Genomic DNA, 21,282 nt, shown 5'->3' with positions numbered 1-21,282 from the left:
GCCGGTTCGCCGGTTGCGCCGGCGGAAGCCGGCACGGTTTATACTGCCGGCCCCGTTTCAACCACGAGCCCGTGTCCATGTCCCAAGCGCTGAGTACCGATGTCCTGATCGTGGGTGGCGGCATCGCCGGCCTGTGGCTGAATGCCCGGCTGCGCCGCGCCGGCTACGCCACCCTGCTGGTGGAAGCCGACCGGCTGGGCGGCGGGCAGAGCGTCAAGTCGCAGGGCATCATCCATGGCGGCACCAAGTACGCCCTGCACGGGGCGTTGACCGGCTCCTCCGAGGCCATCGCCGACATGCCGGCGCGCTGGCGCAAGGCGCTGCTCGGCGAGGGCGAGCTGGACCTTTCCGGTGTGCGTCTGCTCTCCGACGCCCATTACCTGTGGTCGCCCGGCAGCCTGGCCGGCAACCTGACCAGCTTCTTCGCCAGCAAGGCCATGCGCGGGCGCGTGGATGCGGTGAAGGGCGCGCAGCTGCCGCCGGCGCTGCAGCATCCGCAGTTCAAGGGCAAGGTCTACCGGCTGGCCGAGCTGGTGCTGGACGTGCCCAGCCTGATCGCCCGCCTGGCCGAACTGGCCGGCGACGGCCTGCTGGCCGCCGAGATCATCGAGCCCCTGCGGGAAAACGGCGAGCTGGTCGGCCTGCGGATCGACGGTCGCGAGGTGCGTGCCCAGCGCATCGTGCTCAGTGCCGGCGAAGGCAACGCCGCGCTGCTCGCGGCGCTCGGCCTGGAGCAGCCGAAGCAGCAGCTGCGCCCGCTGCACATGGTGCTGGTCAAGGGCCCGAACCTGAAGCCGATCTACGCCCACTGCCTGGGCGGCGGACCCAAGCCGCGCGTCACCATCACCACGCACCCCGCCGCCGACGGCCAGTGGGTCTGGTACCTGGGCGGCGACCTGGCCGAGGCCGACGGCGTGGCCCGCGACGAGGCCGCGCAGATTGCTGCGGCGCGCAAGGAAATCGCCGACCTGCTGCCCTGGGTGGACCAGAGCGCGCTGCGCTGGGCCACCTTGCGTGTGTCGCGCGCCGAGCCGGCGCAATCCGGGCTGGTGCGCCCGGACAACGCCTTCCTGGCCGAGCAGGGCCGCCTGCTGGTTGGCTGGCCGACCAAGCTGGCCCTGGCGCCGGATCTGGCCGACCGGGTATTTGCCAGCCTGGAGCGTGACGGCATTCGTCCGTCGGCGCAGCCCACCGTTTCGGCGCTGCCGCGTCCGGCGGTGGCCCGTCCGGTGTGGGAGGAACTGCTGCCATGACCGACCTCAAGCGGCTGCATGACCTGCATCGCCCGCTGGGCAGCACCGGCCTCCTGGTTTCGCCGCTGGGGCTGGGTACCGTGAAGCTGGGCCGCGACCAGGGCGTGAAATACCCCAGCGGTTTTCGCATTCCCGACGACGCCGAGGCGCGGCAACTGCTGGCCCTGGCCCGCGAGCTGGGCATCAACCTGATCGACACCGCGCCGGCCTACGGCACCAGCGAGCAACGCCTCGGACCGCTGCTGCGCGGCCAGCGCGACCAGTGGGTGATCGTCAGCAAGGTGGGCGAGGAGTTCGAGAACGGCCAGTCGCGCTTTGATTTCTCGCCGGCGCATACCCGGCTGTCGGTGGAGCGCAGCCTCCGGCGCCTGGAAACCGAGCATATCGATCTGGTGCTGGTGCATTCGGACGGCAACGACGTGGCCATCCTGCGCGACAGCGGGGTCTACGAGACGCTGGCCGAGCTCAAGCACGAGGGCAAGATCGGCGCCTTCGGCCTCTCCGGCAAGACCGTGGAAGGCGGGCTGCTGGGGCTGGAGCGTGGCGATTGCGCGATGGTCACCTACAACCTCAACGAGCAGGCCGAAAAACCGGTGCTGGACTACGCTGCCAGTCACGCCAAGGGCATCCTCATCAAGAAGGCCCTGGCCAGCGGCCATGTCTGCCTGGCGCCGGGGACGGATCCCGTGCGTGCCAGCTTCGAACTGCTGTTCGGCCACCCTGGGGTGTGCAGCGCCATTGTCGGCACCATCAACCCGCTGCACCTGGCCCACAACGTCGCGACGGCTGCCGCCGTCATCCGTTCCATCCGCTAAGGCCGCGACCGCGGCCGCTTCCCCGCAAGGAGGCACCATGCCGCGAACCCTGCTCAGCAAACTTCCCGGTGACTTCAAGACCCTGCCGCTGCGGGTCGACGCCAGCCGCGAGGGGTTGCGTTACCAGAGCCTCGGCCTGCCGCTCAATTTCAGCCAGATGCTGGCCCGCCGGCGGCCGGTGGCCATCGACGATCCGCACTGTTTCAGCGTCGAACTGGCCAATCTTGGTGTTTCGGTACGCCTGACCCTGCACTGGCAGGGTCGCGATTACTGGATCCTGGTGCGCCAGCAGCGCGCGGATCGCCAGGATGACGTGCTCAAGCTGATTTCCGGCTACGTGCCGGCCCACGAGCTGGGCCTGCCGCTGTTCACCGCCATGCAGGAAATCGCCGAGGAATGCCTGATCGAGCACGCCGACGGCTGGCTGCCCGGGCGTTTCGCCGATGCCTGGCTGCCCACGCCCTACCGTGACAGTCTGCGTTACCTGGCCAACAGCCATTTCAACCTGCAGGCGCTCGGCGGGGGCGACACGCCGGTGCGTTGCGGTGCGCTGTGCCTGGCGGGCGAACCCCGCGCCTACGTTCATCAGCCCACCGCCTCGCTGCAGCTGGTCTACGACCTGCGCCTGAAGCTGCCGGACGATTGCCAGCGGCCGAGCCTCTACCACGTGGACGAATGCCTGGAAGGCGACCGCCTGGTGGCCCGCCTGGACCACGACCGCCCGGATATCTACCTGCTGGAGCCGCGCCACGGCGAACTGCACAGCCTGCGCAACGGCCGGCTGCAGCCAGTGGACACGCGCGACCTTTGGCTGTCGGAGAGCTTCGCGGCGCAGGACGGCTGGCTGATCCGTGACGAGCGGGTGGCGCTCGAGCAGTGGCGGGCGCAACGCCAGGCGGCGAGTTAGCCAGAGCCGTGCAGGCCTTGCCTGAAAGTGCGGGTTGTTTTGTGGGGGCGGACTTGTCCGCGATTCAGGCGTTCACGGTGTAACTGCGCAGGCGCTCCAGCAGCTCGCGGCCGTCGATGGGACGGTCGAACAGGTAGCCCTGGCCGGTGTCGCAGCGCTGCCGGCGCAGGAAGCTCAGCTGTTCCTGGGTCTCGATGCCTTCGGCCACCACGCGCAGGCGCAGCTTGTGGGCCATGGCGATCACCGCGGCGGTGATCTCCATATCGTCCTGGTTGGCCGGAATGTCCTTCACGAAGCTGCGGTCGATCTTGATGGTGTCCAGCGGGAACTTCTTCAGGTAGCTGAGCGAGGAATAGCCGGTGCCGAAGTCGTCCATGGCCAGGGTGAAGCCCAGCGCCTTGAGCTGATGCAGTTGCTGGTGGTTGGCCTGGCTGGCGTCCAGCAGCAGGCTCTCGGTCAGTTCCAGCTCGAGGCGCGAGGCCTCGACCTTCTCCTGCACGAGAATGTCGCGCAGCGCGTTGACCAGCTCGGTGTCGTGGAACTGGCGGGGCGAGAGGTTGATGGCGATGCGCACCTCACCCATGCCGGCGGCGTCCAGGCGATGCAGCATGCGGCAGGCCTCGCGCACCACCCATTTGCCGATCGGCACGATCAGCCCGGTTTCCTCGGCCAGGCCGATGAAGGCATCCGGCGGGAACATGCCTTCGGTGGGGTGCTGCCAGCGCAGCAGGGCTTCCAGACCGGTCAGGCGGTCGGTCTTCAGGCACAGCTTGGGCTGGTAATACAGCAGCAGCTCGTTTCGCTCGATGGCGTGGCGCAGGTTGTGCTCGATGAACTGGCGGCGGTGGGCTTCGGCGTCCAGCGCGGGGGTGAATGCCTGCCAGCGGTTCTTGCCGCTGGTCTTGGCCTTGTGCAGTGCCAGGCCGGCGTACTGCATCAGCGTCTGGGCATGCTTGGCGTGCTCCGGGCTGCGTACCAGACCGATGGAGGCGGTGACGTTGATCAACTGGTTGGCCACGAACAGCGGGCGGCTGAGCAGGTGCAGCAGCTGCTGGGCGACCTCCTCGGCGTCCTGCAGATCGCTGGCGTCGAGCAGGGCGGCGAACTCGTTGCTGGCGAAGCGCGCCAGGCAGGTCTTGGGCCCCAGCGCGTTGCGCAGCCGCCGTGACAGGCTGGTCAGCACCTTGTCGCCGGTTTCGTGGCCCAGGTTGTCGTTGATGCGCTTGAAGTTGTCGATATCCATCAGCAGCAGGCTGAAGGGCGCATCCGGGGTTTCCGCCAGGCGCTGCTCGAGGCGCCCGATGAAATACGGGCGATTGCCCAGTCCGGAGAGGCTGTCGCGCAGGGTTTGTTGCGTCTGGCGCTGGTAGTTCAGCTTGTTGAGGGTGACGTCCTCGCACAGGCCGAGCAGGTGGGTGGTCTGCCCCTCCGCATTGCGGACCCGGGACACCCACATGTGGCCCCAATAGGGCTCCAGGCTCTTGCGCTGGCTGCGGAACTCGATCTGCCAGCTGTCGTTGTCCGGCTTCTGGCGCAGCGCCGTGCGCACCAGTTCCGGCAGGCTGGCCAGGGCGGGGAATTCGTCCAGCGAGCGTCCTTGCAGTTCGCTCGGGCTGTACTGGGTGATGGCTTCGAAGCGGGGGTTCGAGAACACCACGCGACCGTTGATGTCCACCAGCAGGAAGGCCTCGGCGCTCTGCTCCAGGGCGCTGCGGCACAGTTCGGCGGTGTCAGTGAGGTCGGCGGTCACCGCGTCCAGCGGCAGCAGGTAGCCGTGCAGCCGTTGGGCCTGGTCATCGGCGGGCTCGCCGAACTCCAGCAGGCTGATATCGCCATGGGCGGTCGCCAGGCGGTGCTGCACCTGATAGTGGCCGCGCTCGGCCAGCTGTTGTCGCACCTGCTGGTGCAACTGCTCGCGCCGCGTGGCGTCCAGCAAGGCGCCAAACGCGGCGTTGCCAAACAGCCGCAGCAGCGGATGGGCATCCGCGCCCGGACCCGGCTCGCAGCCGTCCAGCGTCCAGCCGGCATCGTTTAGCCGGGTGAAGCGCCACAGGCCGAGTCGGGAGAGGGCGGGGAGAGACGATGTCAGGTCCATAGGATCCATGGATGCGAACGATTCCCTAGTGTAACGCTCGCGCGCGTTGCTAGCACCTTGCCATTATCCCGTGCGTGCCGGGCGAAAGGCATTCTGCCCGGGCGGCTTAGTGTGCCCCGAGTCACAAAAGCAAAAAAAGCCCCGCTTGCGGCGGGGCTGGAGAGACGAGCGTGGCGTGCTCGTTTGAGGAAAGCGGCCGGGCCGGTGGCCCGGCAGGGATATCACAGCAGCAACGTGCGGATATCGGCCAGCAGCTCGGAGAGCCGCTTGGTGAAACGCGCCGCGGCGGCCCCGTTGATCACCCGGTGGTCGTAGGACAGCGACAGCGGCAGCATCAGGCGCGGCTGGAACGCCGAGCCATCCCAGACCGGCTGCATCGTGGCCTTGCTGACGCCCAGGATCGCCACTTCCGGCGCGTTGACGATCGGCGTGAAGCCGGTGCCGCCAATGTGGCCGAGACTGGAGATGGTGAAGCAGGCGCCCTGCATGGCATCGACACCGAGCTTCTTGTTGCGCGCCTTGTCGGCCAGCTCGGCGGCCTCGCCGGCCAGTTGCAGCAGGCTCTTCTGGTCCACGTCGCGGATCACCGGCACCAGCAGGCCGTCCGGGGTGTCCACGGCGAAGCCGATGTGCACGTACTTCTTGCGGATCAGCGCAGCGCCGCTGGGTGCCAGCGAGCTGTTGAAGTCCGGCATCTCCTTGAGTAGGTGCGCGCAGGCCTTGAGCAGCAGCGGCAGCACGGTCAGCTTCACGCCGGCCTTTTCCGCTGCAGCCTTCTGGGCCACGCGGAAGGCTTCCAGCTCGGTGATGTCGGCGGACTCGAACTGGGTGACGTGGGGCACGTTCAGCCAGCTGCGGTGCAGATTGGCGGCGCCGACCTGCATCAGGCGGGTCATGGCCACTTCCTCGATTTCACCGAACTTGCTGAAATCCACCGCCGGGATCGGCGGAATGCCCGCACCACCGGCAGCCACGGCCGGCGCGGCCTGGGTCTGCTGCATCATGGCCTTCACGTAGGCCTGCACGTCTTCCTTGAGCACGCGGCCGTGCGGGCCGGTGGGCGTGACGCGCGCCAGGTCGATACCGAACTCGCGGGCCAACTGGCGCACGGCCGGACCAGCGTGCACCTGGGCGGCGGGGCGCTTGGGGGGCTCGACCAGCGGGGCAATGCTCTCCAGCGGCGGGTTGCCGTCGGCGGCGCTCGGTGCCGGCTTGGGCGGTTCGGCCACCGCCGGAGCAGGCGCCTTGGCAGCCGCTTGCGGAGCGGCGGCCGGTGCCGCGGGCTGGGCGGCCGGCGCGGCGCCTTCCACCTTGAGGGTGAGGATCAGGTCGCCGGTGCCCACTTCGGCATCCAGCTGCACGGCAATCGATTCCACCACGCCGGCGGCCGGCGAGGGGATTTCCATGCTGGCCTTGTCGGACTCCAGGGTGATCAGCGACTGCTCGGCGCTCACCGTGTCGCCGGCCTTGACCAGCACCTCGATGACACGCGCCTTGCCGGCCGAACCGATGTCCGGCACGCGGATTTCCTGGCTGCTGGCCGGGGCCGGAGCGGCGGGTGCGACGGTTTCCTTGGCGGCGGGCTGGGTGGCCGGCGCTGCCGGTGCGGCCTCGGCCTTGGGGGTCGGCGGCCGGCTCGGGGGTCCGGCGCGCTGGCGCCGGCGTCGTCGCTTTCCAGCTCCAGCAGCTCGTCGCCTTCCTTGAGGCGGTCGCCCAGCTTGACCTTCAGGCTCTTCACCACGCCGGCCTTGGGCGCGGGAATCTCCATGCTGGCCTTGTCGGATTCCAGGGTCAGCAGGCTCTGCTCGGCCTCGATGCGGTCGCCCACCTTGACGAACAGCTCGATGACTTCGCCTTCGCCGCTGCCGATGTCCGGGACACGAATCAGTTCACTCATGGTTCGCTCCTCAGCAGTCCAGCGGGTTGGGCTTTTGGGTGTCGATGCCGAAGCGGGCGATGGCTTCGGCCACCACCTTGCGCTCGATCTCGCCGCGGTCGGCCAGGGCTTCCAGCGCGGTCAGCACGATCCAGTTGCGGTCCACTTCGAAGAAGTGGCGCAGCTTCTCGCGGGTGTCGCTGCGGCCGAAGCCATCGGTGCCCAGCACCTTGTACTCCTTGACCGGCACCCATTGGCGAATCTGATCGGCGAACAGCTTCATGTAGTCGGTGGAGGCGATGACCGGGCCCTTGCGGCCGCCCAGGCACTGCTCGACGTAGCTCTGTTGCGGTTTCTGCTCCGGGTGCAGGCGGTTGTGACGCTCCACCGCCAGCCCGTCGCGGCGCAGCTCGTTGAAGCTGGTGACGCTCCAGACGTCGGCGCCGATCTTGAACTCTTCTCGGAGGATCTTCGCCGCCTCGCGCACTTCGCGCAGGATGGTGCCGCAGCCGAGCAGCTGCACGTGGCAGGCGGCTTCCTTCTTGTCCTCTTCGAGCAGGTACATGCCCTTGATGATGCCGTCCTGTACACCCTCGGGGATGGCCGGCTGGGTATAGGACTCGTTCATCACCGTGAGGTAGTAGAAGACGTTCTGCTGCTCCTCGGTCATCTGGCGAATGCCTTCGCGGATGATCACCGCCAGCTCGTAGCCGTAGGTGGGGTCGTAGCTGCGGCAGTTGGGGATGGTGCTGGCCAGGATGTGGCTGTGACCGTCCTCGTGCTGCAGGCCCTCGCCGTTGAGCGTGGTGCGACCGGCGGTGCCGCCGATCAGGAAGCCGCGTGCGCGGCTGTCGCCGGCGGCCCAGGCCAGGTCGCCGATGCGCTGGAAGCCGAACATCGAATAGAAGATGTAGAACGGCAGCATCGGCTGGTTGTGGGTGCTGTAGGCCGTGGCGGCGGCGATCCAGCTGGACATGGCGCCGGCCTCGTTGATGCCTTCCTCGAGGATCTGGCCCTTCTTGTCCTCGCGATAGAACATCACCTGGTCCTTGTCGACCGGCTGGTACAGCTGGCCCACGGAGGAGTAGATGCCCAACTGGCGGAACATGCCTTCCATACCGAAGGTACGGGCTTCGTCCGGCACGATGGGCACGATGCGCGAGCCCAGTTCCTTGTCCTTGACCAGCTGCGCCAGAACGCGCACGAAGGCCATGGTGGTGGAAATTTCGCGATCGCCCGAGCCGTCGAGGATGGCCTTGAGGGTTTCCAGCGGCGGGGTCGGGATGCTGAAGCTCTTGGTGCGGCGCTGCGGCACCGGCCCACCGAGCTTTTCACGGCTCTTGAGCAGGTACTTCATTTCCGGGCTGTCGGGCTCGGGCTTGTAGAACGGCAGTTCTTCGAGCTTGTCATCCGGAATCGGGATGCCGAAACGGTCACGGAAGACCTTCAGGCTGTCCAGGTCCACCTTCTTGACGTTGTGGGCGATGTTCTGGGCTTCGCCCGAACCGGTGCCGTAGCCCTTGATGGTCTTGGCCAGGATCACCGTCGGCTGGCCGGTGTGGTGCACCGCCGCGTGATAGGCGGCGTACACCTTGAACGGGTCATGGCCGCCACGGTTGAGCTTCCAGACCTCGTCGTCGGAGAGGTCTTCGACCATCTTCAGCAGCTCGGGGTTGGCGCCGAAGAAGTGCTGGCGCACGAAGGCGCCGTTGTTGGCCTTGTAGTTCTGGTAGTCGCCGTCGACCACCTCGTCCATGCGCCGCTGCATGACACCCTCGGTGTCCTTGGCGAACAGCGGGTCCCACAGGCGGCCCCAAATGACCTTGATGACGTTCCAGTCGGCGCCGCGGAAGTTGCCTTCCAGCTCCTGGATGATCTTGCCGTTGCCGCGCACCGGGCCGTCCAGGCGCTGCAGGTTGCAGTTGATGACGAAGATCAGGTTGTCCAGTTTCTCGCGGCCGGCCAGGGAGATGGCGCCCAGGGATTCCGGCTCGTCGGTCTCGCCGTCGCCCAGGAAGCACCAGACCTTCTGCTTGCCGGCGGGAATGAAGCCGCGGCTTTCCAGGTACTTCATGAAGCGTGCCTGGTAGATGGCCTGGATCGGGCCCAGACCCATCGACACGGTCGGGAACTGCCAGAAGTCCGGCATCAGCCAGGGGTGTGGGTAGGAAGACAGGCCGTTGCCGTCCACTTCGCGGCGGAAGTTCTCCAGCTGGTCTTCGCTGATGCGGCCCTCCAGGAAGGCGCGGGCGTAGACGCCGGGCGCGGCGTGGCCCTGGAAGAAGACCAGGTCGCCGCCATGTTCTTCGGTCGGGGCCTGGAAGAAGTAGTTGAAGCCGATGTCGTACAGCGTCGCGCTGGAGGCGAAGGTGGAGATGTGGCCGCCCAGGCTGGAGTCCCGCTTGTTGGCCCGAGCCACCATGGCCAGTGCGTTCCAGCGCACCAGCGAGCGCACGCGGCGCTCCATGAACAGGTCGCCGGGCATGCGGGCTTCGTGGGTGACCGGAATGGTGTTGCGGTAGGGCGTGGTGATTGCGTAGGGCAGCTGCGTGCCGCTACGGGTGGCCAGCTCGCCCATCCGGGTGATCAGGTACTTGGCGCGGTCCTCGCCTTCGCGGTCGAGGACCGATTCCAGGGCGTCCAGCCACTCCTGGGTTTCGATGGGATCATGGTCTTGCATGGCTTGCTCCAGGGCTCAGGGCGACCTTTTGAGTCGCCTCGATGGCACTGCCGCGTCGTGGCCGCAGTGTCTTTTGTTGTTCGTTGTGTGCCAGGGACAATCGGCGCTTGTAGTTTTACTACAAAAAAGCGCGACCCAACAGTCATCGCACAAATTTGTAGCGAAACTACAGGGGTGGCCGCGAAACCGTCCTTGGCGGGCCCTGTTTGCAGGGCAAGCATAGACCGCGTCACCGGCAACCCTTGACGAACCCCCCGGCGATGCCCTCTGCTGGCGGTCCATTCGCCCTCTCGCAGAAGGAAGTTTCCCCATGAGTCTGCCCTCCCTGGTTGCCGTCCCGGCGTCGCTGGCTGATCTCGCCGAGCGACCGGGTGTCGCACTGCGCGCCCGTCTGGCCGAGCGAGGGCGGGCGGATGACTGGCCGGCGACGCGCCAGGAGGCGTTCGCCCGCGCCTGCGTGGCCAGCGACTTCGTGGCCGAGCAGGTGCAGCGGGATGTCGAGGCGTTTCTGGCGCTGGCGGACTCCGGCGAGCTGGAGCGCAGCCTGCGCCCCGGTGAACTGCGCGGGCAGCTGCAGGCGCTGCTGGCCGACTGCGAGCAGGAAGACGATCTGGCCCGCCGCCTGCGACGCTTCCGCAACCGCCAGCAACTGCGCATCGTCTGGCGCGATGTGAATCGCCTGGCCGATCTCGGCGAGACCTGCCGCGACCTCTCCGACCTGGCGGACGCCTGCATTGACCTGGCCTACCAGTGGCTGTACCCGCGCCATTGCGCGCAGTTCGGCACGCCGATGGGCCGGCGCTCCGGCAAGCCGCAGCAGATGGTGATCCTCGGCATGGGCAAGCTCGGTGCCCACGAGCTGAACCTGTCCTCGGACATCGACCTGATCTTCGGTTTCCCCGAAGGCGGCGAGACCGAGGGTGTGCGCCGCTCCCTCGACAACCAGGAGTTCTTCAACCGCCTGGGCCAGCGGCTGATCAAGGCGCTGGACGCCATCACCGTGGACGGCTTCGTGTTCCGCGTCGACATGCGCCTGCGCCCCTACGGCTCGGCCGGCGCGCTGACCCTGAGCTTTGCCGCGCTCGAGCAGTACTACCAGGACCAGGGTCGCGACTGGGAGCGCTACGCGATGATCAAGGCGCGCGTGGTCGGCGGCGATCAGGTCGCCGGCGCGCACCTGCTGAAGATGCTGCAGCCGTTCGTCTATCGGCGTTACCTGGATTTCTCGGCCATCGAGGCGCTGCGCAGCATGAAGCAGCTGATCCAGCAGGAGGTGCGCCGCAAGGGCATGAGCGAGAACATCAAGCTCGGCGCCGGCGGCATCCGCGAGGTGGAATTCATCGCCCAGGCCTTCCAGCTGATCCACGGCGGCCGCGACCTCAGCCTGCAGCAGCGGCCGCTGCTGCCGGTGCTGGCCGTGCTGGAGGCCGAGGGCTACCTGCCGGCGCCGGTGGTGGCCGAGCTGCGCGACGGTTACCGCTTCCTGCGCTATGTCGAGCACGCCCTGCAGGCGCTGGCCGACAAGCAGACGCAGATGCTGCCTGAGGATGCCCGCGAGCGGGCGCGGGTGGCCTTCATCATGGGCTTCGCCGACTGGCCTGCGTTCATGGCACGTCTGGAGCAATGGCGCGAACGTATCGAATGGCATTTCCGGCAGGTGATCGCCGACCCTGACGAGGAAGAGGAACAGGCCGCGGGTGGCGAGTGGCTGGCCCTGTGGCTGGGCGATCTGGAGGAGGACAGCGCCATCCGGCAAATGGCCGAGCTGGGCTTCGCCAGCCCCGAGCACGCCTGGCGATACCTGCACGACCTGCGTGGCAGCAGCCAGGTGCGCAGCATGCAGCGCCTGGGTCGCGAACGCCTGGACGCCTTCATGCCGCGCCTGCTGGCCCAGGTGGTCGAACAGGACGCCCCGGATCAGGTGCTGGAGCGCGTCATGCCGCTGGTGGCGGCGGTGGCGCGGCGCTCGGCTTACCTGGTGCTGCTCACCGAGAATCCCGGCGCGCTGACCCGGCTGCTGCAGCTGTGCGCCGCCAGCCCGCTGATCGCCGAGCAGATCGCCCGCTTCCCGTTGTTGCTCGACGAGCTGCTCAACGAAGGCCGCCTGTACAGCCCGCCGCAGGCCCCGGAGCTGGCCGCCGAGCTGCGCGAGCGGCTGATGCGCATTCCCGAGGACGACCTCGAACAGCAGATGGAGGCGCTGCGCCACTTCAAGCTGGCCCACAGCCTGCGTGTGGCCGCCTCGGAATTCGCCGGCACCCTGCCGCTGATGAAGGTCAGCGACTACCTGACCTGGCTCGCCGAGGCGATTCTCGAACAGGTGCTGGCGCTGGCCTGGCGCCACACCGTGGCCAAGCACGGCACGCCCAAGCGCGCCGACGGCAGCGACTGCGACCCGGACTTCATTATCGTGGGCTACGGCAAGGTGGGCGGCATCGAGCTGGGCCACGGCTCGGACCTGGACCTGGTGTTCATCCACGACGGCGACCCGCAGGCGGAAACCGACGGCGCCAAGCCCATCGACGGCACCCAGTTCTTCACCCGCCTGGGCCAGCGCATCATCCACCTGCTGACCACCCAGACCACGTCGGGCCAGCTCTACGAGGTGGACATGCGCCTGCGCCCCTCGGGCGACGCCGGCCTGCTGGTCAGCTCGCTGGCGGCCTTCGAACGCTACCAGCAGCAGGAAGCCTGGACCTGGGAACACCAGGCACTGGTGCGCGCCCGGGTGCTGGTCGGCAGCCCACGGGTGGCGCAGTGCTTCGAACAGGTGCGCGGGCAGGTGCTGGGGCGGGCCCGCGACCTGCAGAAACTGCAGGCGGAAGTCAGCGAAATGCGCGCCAAGATGCGCGACAACCTGGGGACCCGGGCCACCGACGCCGGACGTGGCGAAAACGCCTTCGACCCCGCGCAGAGCTTCGATCTCAAGCAGGATGCCGGTGGTATCGTCGATATCGAATTTATGGTGCAATACGCGGCCCTGGCCTGGTCGCACCAGCACCCGGAGCTGCTCCGCTACACCGACAACATTCGCATTCTGGACGGCCTCGGCGCGGCCAACCTGCTGCCCGAAACGGATGTCCAGTTATTGCAGGAGGCCTACAAGGCCTACCGCGCCGCAGCCCACCGCCTGGCCCTGCAGAAACAACCCGGCAAGGTGCCGGGCGATCAGTTCCCCGATTCGCGCCGCCTGGTGCGGCGCATCTGGACGGAACTGGGACTGAACTGACTTCACGCAGGCGGCCGACGGCCGCCTCACTTGACCATTGAGGAATGCAACGATGTCGATGGCTGACCGCGACGGTGTGATCTGGTACGACGGCAAACTGGTGGAATGGCGCGGCGCGACCACCCATGTGCTGACCCACAGCCTGCACTACGGCATGGGTGTGTTCGAAGGCGTGCGCGCCTACGAGACCCCCCAGGGCACCGCGATCTTCCGCCTGCAGGCGCACACCGATCGTCTGTTCGATTCGGCCCACATCATGGGCATGAAGATTCCTTACACCAAGGAAGAGATCAACGAAGCCACCAAGGCGGCGGTGCGCGAGAACGGCCTGGCCAGTGCCTACATCCGCCCGCTGGCGTTCTACGGTTCCGAAGGCATGGGCATCCGTGCCGACAACCTGAAGGTGCATGTGATTGTCGCCGCCTGGCACTGGGGCGCCTACATGGGCGAGGAAGCGCTGGAGCGCGGCATCAAGATCCGCACCAGCTCGTTCACCCGCCACCACGTGAACATCTCCATGACCCGCGCCAAGGCCAGCGGCCACTACATCAACTCGATGCTGGCCCTGCAGGAAGCCGTTTCCGCCGGTGCCGACGAGGCGCTGCTGCTGGATCCGGAAGGCTACGTGGCCGAGGGTTCGGGCGAGAACATCTTCCTGGTCAAGGACGGCGTGATTTACACCCCCGAGGTGACCGCCTGCCTGAACGGCATCACCCGCAACACCGTGCTGACCCTGGCCCGCGAGCTGGGCGTGGAGATCGTCGAGAAGCGCATCACCCGCGACGAGGTGTACATCGCCGACGAGGCCTTCTTCACCGGCACCGCCGCCGAAGTGACGCCGATCCGCGAACTGGACGGCCGCCAGATCGGCATCGGTCGTCGCGGCCCGGTCACCGAGAAGCTGCAGAAGGCCTACTTCGACCTGGTCACCGGCAAGACCGATGCCCACCCCGAGTGGCGCACCCTGGTCAAGTGATTCACCAGCGCAGGGTGGGTTAGGCCGCAGGTCGTAACCCACCATCCGGCCCGCAGGGGCGACCAACGGATGCCTGGCGACATCCTTGGTGGGTTACGCCGCGAGCGCGGCTGACCCACCCTACGGGGACAATTCCTAGTATGAACATTCTGATCATCGGACCCAGCTGGGTCGGCGACATGGTGATGGCCCAGACGCTGTTCACCTGTCTCAAGCAGCAACACCCCGATTGCGCCATCGACGTGCTGGCCCCGGAGTGGAGCCGGCCGATCCTCGAGCGCATGCCCGAGGTGCGCGAGGCCCTGAGCTTTCCGCTCGGCCATGGCGTGCTGGAGCTGGCCACCCGCCGGCGTATCGGCAAGTCTCTCAAGGGCCGCTACGACCAGGCGATCCTGCTGCCCAACTCGCTGAAGTCCGCCCTGGTGCCGTTCTTTGCCGGTATTCCCAGGCGCACCGGCTGGAAGGGCGAGATGCGCTATGGGCTGCTCAACGACATCCGCCTCCTCGACAAGCAGCGCTACCCGCTGATGATCGAGCGCTTCATGGCGCTGGCCTACGCGCCGGGCGCCGAGCTGCCACAACCCTATCCGCGCCCGTCGTTGCAGATCGACGAGGCCAGCCGTGCCGCCGCGTTGCAGAAGTTCGGCCTGACCCTGGATCGCCCGGTACTGGCGCTGTGCCCCGGCGCCGAGTTCGGCGAGGCCAAGCGCTGGCCGGCCGAGCATTACGCCAAGGTGGCGGAGATCAAGATCCGCCAGGGCTGGCAGGTCTGGCTGTTCGGCTCGAAGAACGACCACCCCGGTGGCGAGACGATCCGCGAGCGGCTGATTCCCGGCCTGCGCGAGGAAGTCAGTAACCTGGCCGGCCAGACCTCGCTGGCTGAGGCCATCGACCTGATGTCCGCCGCCACGGCGGTGGTGTCCAACGACTCCGGGCTGATGCACGTGGCGGCGGCGCTGAATCGCCCGCTGGTGGCCGTGTACGGCTCCACCTCGCCGCAATTCACCCCGCCGCTGGCCGAGCAGGTGGAGATCGTGCGCCTGGGTCTGGAATGCAGCCCGTGTTTCGAGCGCACCTGCCGCTTCGGTCACTACGACTGCCTGCGCCAGCTCAAGCCGCGCGCGGTGATCGAGGCGCTGGATCGCCTGGTGCCGCAGCCGGTCGAGGTGAAATGAGTGAAGGTGCTGCTGATCAAGACGTCGTCCATGGGCGACGTCATCCACACCCTGCCGGCGCTCACCGATGCCGCGCGCGCCATTCCCGGCATCCGCTTCGACTGGGTGGTGGAGGAGGGCTTCGCCGAGATTCCCGCCTGGCACCCGGCGGTGGATCAGGTGATTCCGGTGGCGATTCGCCGCTGGCGCAAGAACCTGTGGAAAACCTTAAAGAATGGCGAGTGGCGCCAGTTCAAGCAGCGCCTGCGTGAGGGCGACTACGACCTGGTGATCGATGCCCAGGGCCTGCTGAAAAGCGCCTGGCTGACCCGTTACTGTCGCGCGCCGGTGGCCGGCCTGGACCGTGACTCAGCCCGCGAGCCGCTGGCCAGCCGCTTCTACGACCGCACCTTCCACGTGCCGAAGGAACAGCACGCCCTGGAACGAGTACGCCAGCTGTTCGCCCAGGCGCTGGGTTATCCGCTGCCCGACTCGATCGGCGACTATGGTCTGGACCGCGCCGCGCTGGCCGAGTCGTCCGCCACCCCCTACATCGTGTTCCTGCATGGCACCACCTGGTCCAGCAAGCACTGGCCGGAAGCCGACTGGCGTGCCCTGGCCGAGCGCCTGAGCGCCGACGGCTGGGCGATCCGCCTGCCGTGGGGCAACCCCGGCGAAAAGGCCCGCGCCGAACGCATCGCCGCCGGCCTGCCCGGCGTCGAGGTGCTGCCCAGGCTGAACATCGTCGGCGTCGCCCGCGTACTGGCCGGCGCCCGCGCCTGCGTGGCGGTGGACACCGGCCTCGGCCACCTGGCCGCGGCGCTGGACGTGCCGAGCATCTCCCTCTACGGCCCGACCCGCCCCGGCCGCGTCGGCGCCTACGGCAAGGGTCAGGTGCACCTGTGCGCCAGCGGGCCGAACGCCGGCAGCGGCGACCGCGACAAGCCCTGTTTCGAGGGGCTGGATGCGGTGCGCGTGTATCCCGAATTGCAGCGCCTGTTGGCGGAGAACCCCTGAATGCGCCTGGCCTTCCTGCTCTACAAGTACTTCCCGTTTGGTGGCCTGCAGCGCGACTTCCTGCGCATTGCCCTGGAATGCCAGCGCCGTGGCCATGCCGTGCGGGTCTACTGCCTGTCCTGGGACGGCGAAGTGCCGGAAGGCTTCGAGCTGCGCCGTGTGCCGGTCAAGGCGTTCAGCAACCACAGCCGTAACCAGAAATACATCGATTGGGTATCTGCCGATCTGGCCCGCGACCCGGTGGACCGCGTGGTGGGCTTCAACAAGATGCCGGGGCTGGACGTCTATTACGCCGCCGATGGCTGTTATGCCGCCAAGATGGCCGGCAAGGGCTGGCTGAGCCGTCTTGGCGGCCGCTACCGGCATTTTTCGGAAACCGAGCGGGCGGTGTTCACCGCCGAGGCGCAAACCCGGATCCTGATGATTTCCGAGGTTCAGCAGCCGTTGTTCATCCGGCATTACGGCACCCCCGCCGAGCGCTTTCACCTGCTGCCTCCGGGCATCTCACCGGATCGGCGGGCGCCAGACAATGCCGAAGCGCTCCGCGCGCAGCTGCGGGAGGAGTTTGGCTGCGGCCAGAACGATCTGCTGGTTCTTCAGCTTGGCTCAGGGTTCAAGACCAAGGGGCTGGACCGCAGCCTGGCAGCACTGGCTGCGTTACCCGAGTCGTTGCGGGCGCGCACCCGGTTGCTGGTGATCGGCCAGGACAATCCCAAGGCGTTCCAGGCCCAGGCGGCCCAGCTGGGCATTGCCGAGCGGGTGCAGTTCCTCGGTGGGCGCAGCGATGTGCCGCGCTTCCTGCTCGGCGCCGACCTGCTGATTCACCCTGCCTACCACGAGAACACCGGTACCGCGCTGCTGGAGGCGCTGGTCGCCGGGCTGCCGGTACTGGTTACCGATGTCTGCGGTTACGCCCACTACATTGCCGAGGCAGACGCCGGCCGGGTGCTGCCCAGCCCCTTCCAGCAGGCGCAATTGAATCAGTGCCTGGCGCAGATGCTGGAGGATGATCAGGCTCGTCAGCGCTGGTCGGCCAATGGCCTGAGCTACGCGGACAGCGCAGATCTTTATTCGATGCCGCAGCGTGCGGCGGATGTGATTCTCGCCGATTGAGCCACAACCGGGCCCGCGCAATGCGGGCTCGACTGAACACCCCCGCTTTCTCCCTGCCCGGTCAAGCGGCCCGCCAGGCATCTTGTTGCTTCGTTTCGTGCCCGGCTTCACGTGCGCATGCTCCCTGCTGGACTTTAATCGGCAATCGGCCGGATGGGGCGCGGGCGTCTGCCGGTGCTCTATGTGTCTGACTTGCTCACAGGAAGTGGCGGCGGTCAATGCTGTATCGCAGTGTGGTGCGGTGTATCATTGGACGCCTTTACATCGAACTTCCCATCAAATCGCCTGGTCTAGGCTTGGCTATACGCAGGGGAGTGCTGATCAGGAGGTGGATGTTGGCAGACATTTTTCTTGCCGAGCCCTTGAACAACCTATGGGCCGGCAAGGACCCGTTCGTTGCAGTCGAGGCGCTGGACGGTCCCGTTTATAGGCAGAAGGAAGGCCGAGTAGTGTTCCGTGTGGAGCTCGATGGGGCGGCTTACTTCGTCAAGATCCATCGCGGCATCGGCTGGCGGGAAATCTTCAAGAATCTGCTGAGCTTCCGGTTGCCGGTGCTCGGGGCCCGCCAGGAACTGTTGGCCATCCGCTGCCTGGAGCAGGCCGGCATCCCGACCCTGAAGCCCGTCGGCTACGGGCGTCGCGGGCTCAATCCGGCACGTCAGCATTCCTTTCTGATTACCGAAGAGCTGGCTCCGACCATCAGCCTCGAAGACTACTGCCAGGATTGGGAGCGTACGCCTCCGCCCCTGCCGCTCAAGCGGGCGCTGATTGACCGGGTGGCGGATACGCTGCGTGGCATGCACGGGGCGGGGCTCAATCACCGCGACTGCTACCTGTGCCACTTCCTGCTGCACACGGACTGTCCACCTGCCCCAGACAATCTGCGCCTGTCGGTGATCGATTTGCACCGCTCCCAGGTGCGCAGCCGGGTTCCACTGCGCTGGCGCGACAAGGATCTGGCCGGGCTGTACTTCTCTGCCTTGCACATCGGGCTGACGCGCAATGATAAGCTGCGCTTCCTCAAGCGCTACTTTCGCCAGCCGTTACGCGACATCCTGATCCGGGAGGCCAGCCTGCTCAGTTGGCTGGAGCGCAAGGCGGCTCGTTTGCTGGAGCGGTATCGGCGAAAATACGCACCCGGTGTTCAGACATAAGGTTGTTGTCCATTGAAGCTGCACGAATTGGCCGGCTCCGGCAGTACCCCCTCGACCCCGCTGGAACTGGAGCTGGCCGACGCAGCAGGGCCGGGCCTTTTGCGTGTCGAGCGTTGGCTGTCGCCGGGGCCCGAAGCCTACGTGGCGCAGGGGCATTGGCGCAGTGGGCCAGTGCAGGCCCGTCTGCTTATCGGGCGGCATGCTGCGGAGCGTTTCCGCCGCGAGCGTGAGGGCGCCAGACTGTTATCAGCCCAGGGCATGGCCGGGCCGCGCCTGCTCGCGGAGGGTATGCAGGCGGGGCAGGGCGGCTGGCTGCTGTACGAGGCTCGCGAAAATGCCGAAGCCCTGGATGCCCGTTGGCGGCGAGTGGCCGGCGAGCCGCTGATTTCGGAACGGCAGCAGGAAGTCCTGGGCGCGGGGCTTGCCGCGTTGGCGACGCTTCACGCCAAGGGCCTGTGGCACGAACGGCCAGGCCTGGATCAGCTGCAGAGCGGTGCCGGTGAAACCTGGTGGCGAGATCCAGGGGCCATCCGTGCTCAGACGCCCGGTACACCCCTTTCACGCGACCGGGTGCTGGATGACCTCGGCCGTTTTTTTGCGCAGCTGCCGGTGCGCGCCGAACCGTTCTTCGAGGAACTGCTGGTGCATTACCTGCTGGTCAACGGAGAACATGCTCTGCCGCTTGAGCGCCTGCTGGACATCTCGCGGCGCATGCGGCGTGAGGGTATGCGCGGGTTTATCCGTAGCCTGGGGCGCACCGGCAAGCACGTGCAGGTCAGCCGTGGACTCGGTGGACTCACCGCAGTGGTCAACGGCGAGGCGGGACGGCTGTCCGCGATTCTTGCTGACCCCGAGGCCGCCATGGCTGGTGGCAAACCCCTCAAGCTTGGTGATACCACCACCGTGGTGCGGGTGGAAACGGACAGCGGTCCGGTGGTTATCAAACGCTACAACCTGCTCGGCTGGCGGCACTGGCTGCGCCGTTGCCTGGTGCCGACCCGCGCCTGGCGCTGCTGGATATCCGGTCATCGTCTGGAGTACCTGGGCATTCCCACTCCCCGTACCCTGGCTGTCATCGAAAATCGTTGCTGCGGATTGCGCGGGCGCAGCTACCTGATCACCGAATTTCGTGCGCTGCCCGACCTGCTGCATCACCTGCAGCCAGACGCTCACACGGTCCCTCCCGAGCCCGAAGTGAACGCCCTCGAACAACTGTTCGCGACGCTGCTGCGCGAGCGCATCAGCCATGGCGATTTCAAGGACACCAACCTGCTGTGGGATCAGGACCACTGGGTGATGATCGATCTGGATGCCATGCGGTATCACCGCTGGGGAGCCCGGTTCAGGAGGGCGTACGAGAAGGATCGGCGCCGAGTGCTGGAGAACTGGCGAGCAGATGCAGCGGCTTTCAGCGTGATTGATGCGCGGCTTCCCCATTACGTCGATGGCTAAGCCGGACAGATATTCAAGAGGAGCGGTCACCGTGAATGAGAATAAGGGCACTCCAGGGAAGCTGGTTAGCGTGGTTATCCCTGCCTACAACTATGCAAAGACCCTGGAGCGTGCTGCTGAGTCGGTCATTGGCCAGCTTGACGAGTCCTCAGAGCTGATCATCATTGATGACGGTTCGAAAGATGAAACTCCCGAAGTGATGCAGCGCCTTGCTGAGCGCCATCCTGGGAAATTTATCGGTATCCGCAAGGAAAATGGCGGTCTTGCCTCGGTTCGCAATCGAGGCATAGCCGAGGGGCGCGGGGATTATCTGATCTTTCTCGATGCGGATGATGAGATGGCACCGGGAGCGCTGGCAGCTATCCGGCAGCACATCGAACGAAACCCGGACACTCGTCTGGTCATCGGTGGTAGCGAAGCAATCTACCCCAACGGGAGGCGGCGTACCCGCGTGCCACCGGCACTACCATCACGGCCAGTGGATCGGGTCCGGGCCTATCTCATAGACCAGACGCTGAATATCTCCAACGGTGCTTGCGTCATGCATCGTGATGTATTCCAGCGAGGGCTGTACCCAAGCCATTTCCGTAATGTGGAAGACATTCCCGTATTCGCGCAGGTGCTGGCATCTTACCCGTGCACGACCCTCGCTCAGTCCCTAGCTTATATCTATAAACACGAAGACAGTCTGCGCCACAATCTCGATTATGGGCTGCAGGTGGGAGAGAAGCTCATTGCGGAGGTTTTCGATACTCAGCGCCTCCCTGAAACTATGCAAGTGTTGCGAAGGCCATTCATTGTAAAGCGGTACCTGACGCTTTTTAGAACGTTCTCTCGTGCGGGGGAAAAAGAAAAGGCGTGGGAGTTTTACCGCCAGGCAGTAAAGGCAGATTGGCGTGCATTGTTTAGCTGGTCGTATACGCGAAAAGCTCTGAAGTTATGGGTTCTGGGGCGCTGACTTGAATAAGCCGTTGAAGATACTCCAAGTGCAGCTCTATGAGCGAAATAACTGCGTTCTAGCCGACGAGATTATTCGTGCCCTGCCGGATAGCTACGAGGTGACTAACGCCTTCCTTTGTGGCGAACCACGCGCGCAGGATCGGGACGAAAAAGGGGCTAGAACGGTTTGTTTCGGATTCCCAGACGCTTGGTTCAAGGGGTTGCGCCTGAGGGTGCTTTGGCGCCTCTATCGTTTTTGCAAGCAAGAAGGCTTCGATATGGTAGTGGCGCATCGCTATAAGCCGATGAGCCTGTTTCTGCAGCTGAATCGCTGGTTGAAATTCAAGCGCCTGGTAGGTGTTCAGCACGGAATTGGTGATCTGGATCGCGGCCATCGGAAGCGGGAGGTGCGTCGCCTGTTGCAGAAGAACTGCTATGTGGTGGCGGTATCTCGGGCCGTTCGCGAGTATCTGCTAAATGCCGGGGTCGGTCTCGACGAGAACAACTGTATCCAGATCGACAATGCCATCGACATCGCTGCGGCCGAGCGAATGCAGCTTGATCGCGAGGAGGCGCGCCGCCAATTGCAATTGCCTGCAGACGGCTTTCTGTTTGGCACCAT

Annotated in this window: 14 protein-coding genes and 1 pseudogene; 12 read left to right on the top strand and 3 right to left on the bottom strand. The window is 66.2% G+C overall.

All coding sequences use genetic code 11. The annotated features are described in order from the left end of the window. Positions 1–77: 77 nt before the first annotated feature. Genes AS93_RS0108230 through AS93_RS0108220 form a run of 3 tightly spaced genes read left to right on the top strand, consistent with a single transcriptional unit; the run spans position 78 to position 2,975 of the window. Positions 78–1,253: an FAD-dependent oxidoreductase gene (locus AS93_RS0108230; protein ID WP_027590174.1), complete on the top strand. Its 1,176-nt coding sequence runs from the start codon at positions 78–80 to the stop codon at positions 1,251–1,253. Next, positions 1,250–2,068 carry an aldo/keto reductase gene (locus AS93_RS0108225; RefSeq protein ID WP_027590173.1) on the top strand — a complete coding sequence of 273 codons (819 nt, stop codon included), beginning with the start codon at positions 1,250–1,252 and terminating at the stop codon, positions 2,066–2,068. The genes AS93_RS0108230 and AS93_RS0108225 overlap by 4 nt, the downstream gene beginning before the upstream one ends. 37 nt (positions 2,069–2,105) lie before the next feature. Beyond that, positions 2,106–2,975 carry a hypothetical protein gene (locus AS93_RS0108220; protein WP_027590172.1) on the top strand — a complete coding sequence of 290 codons (870 nt, stop codon included), beginning with the start codon at positions 2,106–2,108 and terminating at the stop codon, positions 2,973–2,975. 64 nt (positions 2,976–3,039) lie between these two features. Here the strand turns inward: AS93_RS0108220 and AS93_RS0108215 are convergent, their stop codons facing one another. The 3 genes and pseudogenes from AS93_RS0108215 to aceE all read right to left on the bottom strand — a co-directional run bounded on the left by AS93_RS0108215 (position 3,040) and on the right by aceE (position 9,626). Beyond that, positions 3,040–5,079 (bottom strand): EAL domain-containing protein, encoded by a 2,040-nt coding sequence (locus AS93_RS0108215; protein ID WP_027590171.1) that lies wholly within the window; start codon positions 5,077–5,079, stop codon positions 3,040–3,042. A gap of 212 nt (positions 5,080–5,291) precedes the next feature. After that, positions 5,292–6,967 (bottom strand): annotated as a pseudogene (aceF, locus tag AS93_RS18970) (dihydrolipoyllysine-residue acetyltransferase). Positions 6,968–6,977: 10 nt separating this feature from the next. Further along, positions 6,978–9,626 carry a pyruvate dehydrogenase (acetyl-transferring), homodimeric type gene (aceE, locus tag AS93_RS0108205; RefSeq protein WP_027590170.1) on the bottom strand — a complete coding sequence of 883 codons (2,649 nt, stop codon included), beginning with the start codon at positions 9,624–9,626 and terminating at the stop codon, positions 6,978–6,980. Between the two features lie 310 nt (positions 9,627–9,936). Here aceE and glnE point away from each other — a divergent pair, with 310 nt between their 5' ends. The 9 genes from glnE to AS93_RS20215 form a co-directional block, all read left to right on the top strand. Further along, positions 9,937–12,855, top strand: a complete 2,919-nt coding sequence (glnE, locus tag AS93_RS0108200) for a bifunctional [glutamate--ammonia ligase]-adenylyl-L-tyrosine phosphorylase/[glutamate--ammonia-ligase] adenylyltransferase (protein WP_027590169.1) — start codon at positions 9,937–9,939, stop codon at positions 12,853–12,855. Positions 12,856–12,907: 52 nt separating this feature from the next. Beyond that, positions 12,908–13,831, top strand: a complete 924-nt coding sequence (locus AS93_RS0108195; RefSeq protein WP_027590168.1) for a branched-chain amino acid transaminase — start codon at positions 12,908–12,910, stop codon at positions 13,829–13,831. Positions 13,832–13,971: 140 nt separating this feature from the next. Further along, complete coding sequence (gene waaF / locus AS93_RS0108190) at positions 13,972–15,006, top strand: lipopolysaccharide heptosyltransferase II (protein ID WP_027590167.1); 1,035 nt, start codon at positions 13,972–13,974, stop codon at positions 15,004–15,006. After that, complete coding sequence (gene rfaC / locus AS93_RS0108185; RefSeq protein WP_027590166.1) at positions 15,007–16,002, top strand: lipopolysaccharide heptosyltransferase RfaC; 996 nt, start codon at positions 15,007–15,009, stop codon at positions 16,000–16,002. Continuing rightward, positions 16,003–17,115: a glycosyltransferase family 4 protein gene (locus AS93_RS0108180; RefSeq protein WP_027590165.1), complete on the top strand. Its 1,113-nt coding sequence runs from the start codon at positions 16,003–16,005 to the stop codon at positions 17,113–17,115. Positions 17,116–17,447: 332 nt separating this feature from the next. Continuing rightward, positions 17,448–18,269 (top strand): lipopolysaccharide core heptose(I) kinase RfaP, encoded by an 822-nt coding sequence (gene rfaP, locus AS93_RS0108175; RefSeq protein ID WP_037008740.1) that lies wholly within the window; start codon positions 17,448–17,450, stop codon positions 18,267–18,269. Between the two features lie 27 nt (positions 18,270–18,296). Continuing rightward, positions 18,297–19,721 carry a lipopolysaccharide kinase InaA family protein gene (locus AS93_RS0108170; RefSeq protein WP_256214722.1) on the top strand — a complete coding sequence of 475 codons (1,425 nt, stop codon included), beginning with the start codon at positions 18,297–18,299 and terminating at the stop codon, positions 19,719–19,721. 31 nt (positions 19,722–19,752) lie between these two features. Continuing rightward, a complete protein-coding gene (locus AS93_RS0108165) occupies positions 19,753–20,679 on the top strand; it encodes a glycosyltransferase family A protein (RefSeq protein WP_027590162.1) in 927 nt (308 codons plus the stop codon). A gap of 1 nt (position 20,680) precedes the next feature. Next, the coding region (locus AS93_RS20215) for a glycosyltransferase (RefSeq protein WP_037008742.1) at positions 20,681–21,282 on the top strand (602 nt) is incomplete at its 3' end.

Source organism: Pseudomonas sp. RL (assembly GCF_000647775.1).
GTDB classification, from domain to species: domain Bacteria; phylum Pseudomonadota; class Gammaproteobacteria; order Pseudomonadales; family Pseudomonadaceae; genus Serpens; species Serpens flexibilis.
This window is presented reverse-complemented; position numbering and strand designations above follow the sequence as displayed.

What these genes read in the sequence shown, in the direction of transcription:
- AS93_RS0108230 (WP_027590174.1), top strand. Translation starts at nt 78, where the DNA reads ATGTCCCAAGCGCTGAGTACCGATGTCCTGATCGTGGGTGGCGGCATC.
- AS93_RS0108225 (WP_027590173.1), top strand. Translation starts at nt 1,250, where the DNA reads ATGACCGACCTCAAGCGGCTGCATGACCTGCATCGCCCGCTGGGCAGC.
- AS93_RS0108220 (WP_027590172.1), top strand. Translation starts at nt 2,106, where the DNA reads ATGCCGCGAACCCTGCTCAGCAAACTTCCCGGTGACTTCAAGACCCTG.
- AS93_RS0108215 (WP_027590171.1), bottom strand. Translation starts at nt 5,079, where the DNA reads ATGGATCCTATGGACCTGACATCGTCTCTCCCCGCCCTCTCCCGACTC.
- aceE (WP_027590170.1), bottom strand. Translation starts at nt 9,626, where the DNA reads ATGCAAGACCATGATCCCATCGAAACCCAGGAGTGGCTGGACGCCCTG.
- glnE (WP_027590169.1), top strand. Translation starts at nt 9,937, where the DNA reads ATGAGTCTGCCCTCCCTGGTTGCCGTCCCGGCGTCGCTGGCTGATCTC.
- AS93_RS0108195 (WP_027590168.1), top strand. Translation starts at nt 12,908, where the DNA reads ATGTCGATGGCTGACCGCGACGGTGTGATCTGGTACGACGGCAAACTG.
- waaF (WP_027590167.1), top strand. Translation starts at nt 13,972, where the DNA reads ATGAACATTCTGATCATCGGACCCAGCTGGGTCGGCGACATGGTGATG.
- AS93_RS0108180 (WP_027590165.1), top strand. Translation starts at nt 16,003, where the DNA reads ATGCGCCTGGCCTTCCTGCTCTACAAGTACTTCCCGTTTGGTGGCCTG.
- rfaP (WP_037008740.1), top strand. Translation starts at nt 17,448, where the DNA reads ATGTTGGCAGACATTTTTCTTGCCGAGCCCTTGAACAACCTATGGGCC.